13 protein-coding genes are annotated in these 9345 nt (G+C 44.3%); 9 read left to right on the top strand and 4 right to left on the bottom strand.

From position 1 onward, the window contains the following. Positions 1–112: 112 nt before the first annotated feature. The 3 genes from QUB30_RS07560 to QUB30_RS07570 are packed head-to-tail and all read right to left on the bottom strand — an operon-like array spanning position 113 to position 1311. On the bottom strand, positions 113–790 hold the full coding sequence (locus tag QUB30_RS07560) for an SRPBCC family protein (RefSeq protein WP_333331350.1): 678 nt from the start codon (positions 788–790) through the stop codon (positions 113–115). A gap of 33 nt (positions 791–823) precedes the next feature. Beyond that, a complete protein-coding gene (locus QUB30_RS07565; RefSeq protein ID WP_333331353.1) occupies positions 824–1075 on the bottom strand; it encodes a hypothetical protein in 252 nt (83 codons plus the stop codon). Next, on the bottom strand, positions 1072–1311 hold the full coding sequence (locus QUB30_RS07570) for a hypothetical protein (RefSeq protein ID WP_333331356.1): 240 nt from the start codon (positions 1309–1311) through the stop codon (positions 1072–1074). Before QUB30_RS07570 ends, QUB30_RS07565 begins: the two co-directional genes overlap by 4 nt. Positions 1312–1768: 457 nt before the next feature. Here QUB30_RS07570 and QUB30_RS07575 point away from each other — a divergent pair, with 457 nt between their 5' ends. From QUB30_RS07575 to QUB30_RS07590, 4 genes are all read left to right on the top strand, one after another. Continuing rightward, positions 1769–2242, top strand: coding sequence for a hypothetical protein (locus QUB30_RS07575; RefSeq protein WP_333331359.1), 474 nt, complete (start codon positions 1769–1771; stop codon positions 2240–2242). A 183-nt stretch (positions 2243–2425) separates the two neighbouring features. After that, on the top strand, positions 2426–3025 hold the full coding sequence (locus QUB30_RS07580; protein ID WP_333331362.1) for a class I SAM-dependent methyltransferase: 600 nt from the start codon (positions 2426–2428) through the stop codon (positions 3023–3025). 21 nt (positions 3026–3046) lie between these two features. After that, the gene (locus QUB30_RS07585; protein WP_333331364.1) at positions 3047–3184 is read left to right on the top strand and encodes a hypothetical protein; all 138 of its coding nucleotides are present in this window, start codon (positions 3047–3049) and stop codon (positions 3182–3184) included. A 110-nt stretch (positions 3185–3294) separates the two neighbouring features. Next, the gene (locus tag QUB30_RS07590; protein ID WP_333331367.1) at positions 3295–3822 is read left to right on the top strand and encodes a hypothetical protein; all 528 of its coding nucleotides are present in this window, start codon (positions 3295–3297) and stop codon (positions 3820–3822) included. Here QUB30_RS07590 and QUB30_RS07595 read toward each other — a convergent pair. Beyond that, on the bottom strand, positions 3809–4978 hold the full coding sequence (locus tag QUB30_RS07595; protein WP_333331370.1) for a DNA (cytosine-5-)-methyltransferase: 1170 nt from the start codon (positions 4976–4978) through the stop codon (positions 3809–3811). The genes QUB30_RS07590 and QUB30_RS07595 overlap by 14 nt on opposite strands. 365 nt (positions 4979–5343) lie before the next feature. On the opposite strand from QUB30_RS07595, the gene ycaC reads away from it, so the two are divergent. The 5 genes from ycaC (at position 5344) to QUB30_RS07620 (ending at position 9308) form a co-directional block, all read left to right on the top strand. Continuing rightward, positions 5344–5985: an isochorismate family cysteine hydrolase YcaC gene (gene ycaC, locus QUB30_RS07600; protein ID WP_333331373.1), complete on the top strand. Its 642-nt coding sequence runs from the start codon at positions 5344–5346 to the stop codon at positions 5983–5985. 195 nt (positions 5986–6180) lie between these two features. Continuing rightward, complete coding sequence (locus QUB30_RS07605) at positions 6181–6801, top strand: FMN-dependent NADH-azoreductase (protein WP_333331376.1); 621 nt, start codon at positions 6181–6183, stop codon at positions 6799–6801. A 149-nt stretch (positions 6802–6950) separates the two neighbouring features. Beyond that, complete coding sequence (locus tag QUB30_RS07610) at positions 6951–7532, top strand: antibiotic biosynthesis monooxygenase (RefSeq protein ID WP_333331379.1); 582 nt, start codon at positions 6951–6953, stop codon at positions 7530–7532. 132 nt (positions 7533–7664) lie between these two features. Then, positions 7665–7859 (top strand): hypothetical protein, encoded by a 195-nt coding sequence (locus tag QUB30_RS07615; RefSeq protein ID WP_333331382.1) that lies wholly within the window; start codon positions 7665–7667, stop codon positions 7857–7859. A gap of 486 nt (positions 7860–8345) precedes the next feature. After that, positions 8346–9308: an IS4 family transposase gene (locus QUB30_RS07620; protein WP_333331385.1), complete on the top strand. Its 963-nt coding sequence runs from the start codon at positions 8346–8348 to the stop codon at positions 9306–9308. Positions 9309–9345 lie beyond the last annotated feature (37 nt).

Raw genomic sequence — 9345 nt, forward strand, 5'->3', positions numbered from 1 at the left:
CGGGCAGGATGCCCACCCCACAAGAAATTCACTCTTTGTGGAACAGGCATCTTGCCTGTTCTTGAGAATAGTGCTGTTCGGTGAGTTAAATCGGGGGACACCATCTAACTTATTACTTGCGGCCCGAAGATTGACCTTCCGTAGTCGCTATTTCCCCAGCTTCCATCAACTGCTTAAAGCGACGTAAATCATTGGCAATTTGCTGTTCGGGAGCTTCGCCAAATAGTTTAGCAGCACCAGCACCAATTGCACCGCCCGGAGGGTTGTATTCGATCACAACTTTTACCTCTGTACCGCGTCCTGCAGATGCCGGTTGAAAGCGCACAAAGCCAGAATTGTCAACATCAGATCCTTCCACAGACGCCCAAGCAATTAAGCGATTTTCTTCTTCGCGGACAATCTCTGCATCCCATTCCACACTATTGCCCATCGGCGCGCTGGCAATCCAGTGAGAACGTGTTTCATCTATTACCGTAACGTGTTTGAGATGCTTCATAAACCGAGGTAAATTTTCAAAATTGCGCCATAAACGGTACAATTCATCAGCCGGTTTGTCGATCGTCACGGTCTTTTCAACTTTAATGCTTTGATTCGGATCGGCAGCAGACTGCAAACCCTCCACAACCCCCAGCCCGCGAGCCGCTAAACCACCGCCCGCAACCGCCAGCAAAGCACCTCTCAAAGAACGCTGCGACAAACCAAAAAGCACCAGCGCGCCGCCACCAATTAAAGATGCCCAGCGTTCGGTATCGCCGCTGCTACTTTGGTTTTGTTTGTCGGAATTTGTCATTGAAGTAGATTCCATTGGTTTAAACCTGGTAAATTAATAGCGAAAAATAGCAGCTACAGGTGCCTCCTCCGGCACTTTTTCTGGCGGCACTGCGTAAACAGTTCCGCCGTTGAGAATAGTTTGAATTGCTGCGGCATTCAACAAATCTTCGTCGCCCAATTCTGCCTCGGGGTGGATTTGCACCGCGTTCGTCTCGGGATTAAAAGTACCCCACTGCTGAACGCCAAGAGCAACAAACAGTCGATCGACCCGTCCAACATAAGCAGCCGAAACAGCTTCTTTCAAATCCGCAGAAATTTTATCGCTGCTTCTGCTCGGACTGGCTCTAGCAATTCCGCCGCTTCTTTCTTATCAAATCCGTACTCTACTATTTTGTCTTCAGCCTCTCTGATTAAATTTTTGAACCGAATCGGATTTTGTTGAGTTTCTGTTCCTTGAGCGACTGCCATATAAATAGAGACGCACAATCCAGCAGATTGTTGTACCAGCGCTTTGACTCCCTCTACAGATATTAAGTTCACCGCTGAAACTCCTTTTATAAAGGGTTTTGTAATAAAAACAACAGATTGTTTAAAATGTATCTTTCCTGGCGCTGCTCTTGCGTCTGCCTAAAGTAATGATCGCCTGCTGTATATCCTTTCATCCCCGGACTAAAACGGGGTTTCCAGCCGCTGTTCCAATCGAACTGCTTATGACCTAAGATAGACGGCGCTAACTCGGCCGCTAGTTTACCATAATTTAGTTTAGTCGGCTTCCACTACTGGTTATATCTGATGAAAACAAAAATGTTTCTGGGGTTGCTATGGGCAACATTTATTGCCTAGATATTGCTGCTAGCTCCTCTCGATCAGCCCGGAACGCTAACAGTTCTTGAAAAAATGCTCAAGTTGCAGCTAGAAGGAATTAACCCCTACCTTGTCACCATATTCGCTCTCATGGGAGTCTGGCCGATGATCTACGCTTGCCTCCTATTCATTGATGAGAGAACCCACAATATATCCGCGCTTGCCTGCTTTCATCGCTTCCAACGGCGCCGGTATCCTCGGCTTAATTCCCTACTTACTCCTCCGCCAGCCCCAGCCACAATTTTCCGGCCGCAAAGATATGTCGATCAAAATATCAGACTCCCGCTGGACAGGCATTGTACTTTTACTAACTACTATCTGGCTGTTAGCTTGGGCTTGCTTAAATGGAGATTGGGGAGATTTTGTCAAGCAGTGGCAGTCAATTCCTTTTGTGCATTTAATAACTTGGGATTGTTGCTTGATGGCTGTAATATTTCCCTCACTTTTGGGAGACGACATGGCACGCCGTGGACTTGCGGACGATCGCATTTTTTGGGCAGTCTCTCTAGTTCCGCTGTTAGGGCCGCTAGTTTATCTTTGTCTGCGCCCTCCTCTGCCAGAATCTTCAACAGAAATCGCCACTTTCCCACTAACAGCCATAAGTTGAAACATTGAAAAATTTGGTAGTGTTCAAGATTTAATGATATAGGAGTAAAGTTTATTTCCTCCTCGTCTGCTCATGCCTGCCTTTCTAACGAAAGCGTTAGGGGCCTTGGTGTAGTCTGTGCGTAGCGTGGAGAAAGATTTTAATTGTCCTGAAAATTTCGATCGCCACTTATGAGGTCACTCTATGGAGCCAAATGATACATCGGCGCGCTACGACCGAATTGCCCAATGGTGGCAAACTGAGCATCAAGATTCAACCTACGGGATTGCCCAATTAGAACGGGCGATCGAATTTACTTCTAAGCAGCACGCAGCACTTGATGTCGGGTGTGGAAGTAGCGGGCGTTTTATTAACAGTTTATCCAAGCATGGATTTCAGCCTGAAGGACTTGATATTTCTAGCGAAATGATCGATTTAGCCCAGCGGCTACATCCAGAAATCACGTTTTACCGGGAAGACATTTGTGATTGGCAGCCGCCGAAACTTTACAGCCTGATTGCAGCGTGGGATAGCACGTTTCATCTGCCAATAAACAAGCAAGCGCCTGTGATACAAAAGCTATGCGATGCGCTTGAACCCAATGGAGTGCTCCTGTTCACTTGTGGCGGCGGACATACAAGCAGCGAGGTTTCGGGAGCATTTCAAGGTCAAGACTTTGATTACAGCACTTTGGGTGTAGATACTTTCCTGCAAATTCTGGTTGAGCATCATTGCACCTGCCGCCATCTCGAATATGACCAGTATCCTGAAAATCATGTTTATATCATTGCCCAAAAGACCTAATCTATCATTCGCACCATTAAAGTGTGGGATGTCGCAACTGGTGGCTGTATTAGGACGTTGATGGGCGATCGGCTGTTTGAAGGCATGAATATTCGAGGGGCAACGGGATTGACGATCGCTCAAAAATCGACATTGAAAGCGTTAGGGGCGTTGGTGTAACGTGTGTCGAGATTAGGGCGATCAAGTATTATGCAGCTCATTATTGTATGGAATGACGCATTTTTTCGTATACTCATCATCAATGTGCAGCACTTGTGAGGGTGATTTGTGTGTCAACGCTTCAAGTCCAAGAAGCTTATTATTTTTATAGAACATATATTCTGGAATACAGCCGCGATAAAGCCGAAATTTATGGGCGATATGGTTTCTCCCTACAAGGAAGCGTAGGCTCAAAAGATTGGGAGGTATTTTCTGCCATTTTAGTGAACGATAGAGCCAGAAGCGGTAATGGAGCAGATTTGGTGAACTACGAAGTTAAATCTGCTGTCATTGGAGGCAGCTTTGAGTATCAATACCATAGGAATGGTGGGCTGAATAAACTAACCTGCGAGAGAGATGTAGATCACATTTTTGTTGCTAGAAGTTTAACTTACATGAATGTCGAGGTTTGGTTAGTCGACCGTACCAAGATGATTGCCACGTTTGAGAGATGGCTACCCGAACTTCTTCAAAATTATGAAACCGCAGAAAGGCAAAGGTTCCGACGCGCGGTAACTTATGGGTTTGTCAGGAGTCAAGGTATTCAGATTCTAAAAATTAGCGATGGAGAGCTAACGTATTTCCTTAAAGCGACTTAACTAGAGAATTCAAGATATTTTCGGCAACCCAGGCAATGACAGGCACACAAACAGCATCACCAAATCCAGTTAAAGCTTGATTGATTTGTGATGGAATGGGGTAATTCTCTGGAACGCCTTGTAGTCTTGCATATTCACGAGGTGTCATCAGGCGCATTCTGATAGTTCCTTGTCCAACTTTGACCAACATTTGCCGACTACTACCACCTCTGGCTGTTCTTAGGCAACCTGCCATACCATCTTTTCTAAGTTCTGCTCGTTGCTTTCCCGCGCGTACCCGCCTATACATCGTGCAGTAGGAGTAATATGGTAAGTCCTGCACTTCTTTTAGATAGTCTAGATTGACAGGTGACATCATATTTAAATGACGTTTCACTTCATTATCAACCCACCAACGATTATCATCATCTGATAGATTTTCTACAACACAACTCACATCAGTTTTTACTTTTTCAGGTAATGGTGGAACTTCTACAAAATTCCAACTTAGATCGTGATTAGCCGCAATTGCTTTTTTAAGTGCTTGAGTTTTAAGTGAAAAAGAACGTCTTGCAAAAATTGATAGGTTTTGATTTACATTGGGTGTATTATGCACTCCTATTACAAAAATTCGCAGTCTACTTTGAGGCAAAAAATGGGCTGCATTGATGGCATAAACATCACAGGCATAACCCAAACGGTTCAACTCCTGAATAGTGAGTCTGAAGTCTTGCCCACCATTTGAAGTAAGCCAACCAGCCACATTTTCTAGCATCACAAGGGGAGGCTTATTAGCCTGATTTTCAAGAATTTGAGTAAAGCCCCAAAAAGCGCTAGAGTCTTTACCACTAATACCCTTCAAGTTGCCTGCTAAGGATAAATCGATGCAGGGAAAGGAAGCCGTTGCAAGTAGTGTATTGGGAATGTCGGCATGGGAAACAGAAAAAATATCTTGAACCTTGTAATGCTGACTTGCATCTTTAAAGTTAGCAGAGTACATCTCAAATTTATCCTGTGCCCAATCATTCGCGAAAACAACTTTCCAGCCTACTTGCTCTAGCCCCAATCTTACTAAACCAATTCCTGCAAAATACTCTGCACACGTGAGATGTTTATGAGAGGTTTCAGTATCACCTACATTGGGTAAAACCTTGTGTTTTATCAGGGAAAGCGGCATAATTATTGAGTTATAGATGTATTGTATTGCATCAATTCATAGCTATTACTATGAAAGTTTAGCGTCATTTGCTCTGTTAGGTCAACTAAGTTTTATGAAGCCGTTGGCAGAGAAACTATATTACCTGAGAAATCGGTGTGGTTTAACACCAACAGATATAGACAATTTGTCTGGCTTCATAATACAGTGGTACCACAACTAGATAAAGAGAGGAAAGTTCCCAATCCTAAAATGATTCTGAACATAGCAGATACTTTCGATGTGACCAGTGATTATCTCATGCGTGATGAGCTAGACTTGGCGCAAGATAGTCGGTGAATCTGCAATTCCTCATTCACCCATAACCCAAATAGGATATATACCTCATGTCTACATTCAAATACAACCGTCTAGACAAGAATAATGCTGCGGTTCTGCTGGTAGATCACCAAACTGGACTGTTCTCGCTTGTGCGTGATATTGGTGCCGCCGACTTCAAAAATAATGTGCTGGCGCTGGCAAGTGCAGCCAAATTTTTCAACCTGCCTACAATTTTGACAACTAGCTTTGAGCAAGGCCCCAATGGAGTCATCATCCCTGAACTGAAGGAGAAGTTTCCAGATGCTCCCTTTATTCCGCGTCCCGGACAAATCAACGCTTGGGACAACGAGGACTTTGTTAAAGCAGTAGAAGCAACAGGCAAGAAGCAATTGATCGTGGCCGGAATTGTCACTGATGTATGTGTTACTTTTTGTGCGCTTTCGGCATTGGAGGCAGGTTATGAGGTTTTTGTGGTCACTGATGCCTCTGGAACCTTCGATGAAGCCTGTCGCTATGCAGCTTGGGATCGAATGTCTCGTGCTGGAGTTCAGTTGGTCAATTGGTTTAGCGTTGTGTGTGAATTGCACCGTGACTGGCGCAACGATATTGAAGGACTGGGTAGTCTCTTAGCAGAGTTTATTCCTGACTACAAAAACCTGATGACCAGCTATGCAGCAACGGCAAATGCTGGATCTCCCAGTAAGTAGTGAGAAAGCGCCTACTTTATTTAGCTCCTGTGTAACTGAGTTAATATTGTCATCGCTAGGTTATAAACCTTACGTGAAACGTAGCGGTGACAACTACTTCGTTGTAAGTCACGTAGAGGGTGTTTTTAATAGCTCTTGTCAATAATTGCAAATCTTTGTCTAAACCGAACTATTTCACAATTTGAGGCGAATTAAATGACTCATATTCTCCATCTTGATTCCAGTCCCCGTGGCGATCGCTCAGTCTCCCGCAGCCTTGCAAAAGAGTTCATCTCAAATTGGGAAGCTGCTCATCCAAGCGATACCGTAACCTACCGAGATATTGGACACCATCCGGTTCCCTTCGTAACAGAAGCCTGGATTGCCGGAGCATTTACACCACCCGATCGACACTCCCCTGAAAGTGCTGAAGCTATGCGGATTTCAGATGAGCTAGTCGATGAATTTTTGGCAGCCGATCGCTATGTCTTCAGCATCCCGATGTACAACTTCAGCATTCCTGCCAACTTCAAAGCCTACCTCGATCAAATTGTGCGTGTGGGTCGTACTTTCAGCGTTGAAGCCGATGGCAGTTACAAAGGATTGGTGCAAGGGAAAAAGATGTTGATTGTCACGGCACGGGGGGGTTCCTATCCCAAAGATACGCCTTACCATGCCTACGATCTCCAAGAACCCTATCTGCGACTCATTTTTGGGTTTATGGGCATCACTGATATTGAAGTCGTCCATGCCGAGAATCTCATGGGTGGAGACGAGGCTCGAACGCAGGCGATCGCCGATGCCCAAACTGCCTTACAAGCTGCTCGATCTCGCTAGTCATTTCCTCTCATCCCAAAACTGCGCGATCGCATTAGTTAATCTCCCTTCTGTTTCAAGACGTGCTGCCGAAAATTGCCCAGCAATTTGGTGTCTCTAGGGTCGTTGTTCTGAATAAAACTTTTCTCTCAGTTGATTATCTAAATTCTATGTTGGAAGAACCGTTGGCGAGCAATACCAGTGAAGAAAACTATCTAGTCACCGCTGTGATCTCTCATGTCGTGAAACCGGGGCGCGAGGAAGGTTATGAAGCCTGGTTTCATGGCATCGCCGCAGATGCACGAAAATTCAAGGGATATCTAGGTGTCAGCACTATTCGACCCCAGCATCACGCCCATCCTGAGTACGTGCTAATTCTCAAGTTCGATTGCTACGACAATCTCAAGACATGGCTAGAATCTGATGTTCGGCGAGAGTGGATTGAGCGATTGCAGCCATTGATTGAAATGCCAGAAGATATTCAAACCCTGACCGGATTGGAAACCTGGTTTACGCTGCCCAATAAATCGATGAAGGCTCCACCCCCTCGCTACAAAATGGCGTTAGTTACATGGTTGGGAGTGTTTTTTACCATTTCTATTCTCAATCGTTTGCTGGTACCGCTACTATCAGGGCTTCCTGCCTTGCTCACATCTCTGACGATCACAGGTCTCACTGTTATCCTGCTCACCTATTTGGTCATGCCCCGCTTAACACAATTATTTCGCAAATGGTTGTATCCCATTCCCTAACCCTAAAATGATATGAATTTGTGGCGATCGCTGCGGCGACGGGGACAATCGGTTTGGCTGGATAATTTTGAGCGAAGTTGGACTACCAACAGTAAGTTGTAGCACTACATTGATGACCAGGGACTACGAGGGGTGCTGTCAAACTTTCAAAACTTGCAAGCTGCAATTGAAGGGAAGAAATACGATCCCGACTTCAGTACACTAGCCAACCAAAATATCAAGTGTTCCGCTGGGGATAAATACGATTATTTAATCAGACGAGACCTACAATTAGCAGCCGATTTGCTGAAACAAACCCATTTTCAAACTCGCGGTCGAGATGGGTAGGTTCAAGTTTATATCCCGCCTCACGCGCTATTGCAGGCCCAAAGTGCGATCGCTGAAGCTCAGATCTTTTGGCGTTCAGTTGGCTGGTGTAATTTAATACCATTTCTCTAAAAATAGGCTACAATGACATGGAGAAGTTGAGGACTGTTTCAGGAAAGTAGATTACCAAGAAAGAATTGATTTAAGCGTTGGGGAGTTAAAAATAATTTTGTCGGAGCGCCGTGAACGATAACTCGCCCGACCAAAAATTCAGGCACTTTATTGAGAACTGCTATAGCATCAAAAAACTCAATCAAATCGGCAGATATAGAGTTTAAAAAAAGACTAAAAAAGTTACTTAAAGTCTCTTGGTGGTTGGAATCTCTGACTTCAAAGCCAGCTGGGGGGGGGACAACCCCGCCGCAACCCAGATAGAGTGAGGTGTTAACCGACTTGTGGTAAAAAAAGATAGGTCAGAAGAAGGTTCCCAACGACCTATCAAAAAATATGCTACTCCTATTTTATCAGACACATCTCCAACAACACTTAACTCGCGCTCAGTTTTTAATATTAGGCATCTTGCTCGAACTGCTGCAATCTCAAAGACAAGTAAAGTTAGAACGATTAGCATCTGTGTTTCCCTACCCGATTACTACCGAAAGTCGGCGTCGCAAATTACAAAGGTTCTTGAGTTTACCTCAATTAACGATCGATCGGATTTGGTATCCCATTATTACTTATTGGTTAACTACTTATTGCCAAGCGGGTCAGACTTTATCAATTGTTATCGATCGCACCCAATGGGGCTGTATCAACATACTCACGATCGCTCTGGTATGGGAGAAAAGAGCTATCCCTTTATCCTGGTCGCTGTTACCAAAACTAGGAAGCAGCAATGTAGCTGAGCAAAAGGATGCGATCGCAGAAATTTTACCAATATTGAAAGATTATCAAGTAGTAGTAATGGGAGACCGAGAATTTTGCTCGATCGAGCTAGCTAATTGGCTGAGAGAGAAGCATCTACATTTTTGTTTGAGGTTAAAATGCTCTCTCTGTATCTCAACCGAACCAGAGATTTGGGAACCGTTGAAAAAGGTCGGATTTGTTCCCGGAATTTCTATTTATTTCTCAGGAGTCAAAGTCCGAAAAACTCAACCTATCGAGGGATTTGATATTGCTTGTAAGTGGAATAGAAAATATCGAGGGGTGTCGGTTAAGGAGGGTTGGTTTATTCTGACAAACATAGGCTCGCTCAAGAAAGCGATCGCTGCCTATCAGAAGCGAATGGGAATTGAAGAAATGTTCCGCGATTATAAAAGTGGAGGCTATTATTTAGAGGGTACAGGCTTAAAGGGTCAAAGATTAATGACCCTACTTTTATTAATAGCACTGGGAGCATCTCAAATATGCAATGAGTATAAATACTGTTTATACCAATTTTATGTGAAGTTGCATATAATAGAGAGATAGCTTTTATGGTGCGTTTATGAGTCGTAGTTTAAAAATT

It is taken from the genome of Microcoleus sp. BROC3, from assembly GCF_036702515.1.
In the GTDB taxonomy this organism is placed as follows: domain Bacteria; phylum Cyanobacteriota; class Cyanobacteriia; order Cyanobacteriales; family Microcoleaceae; genus Microcoleus.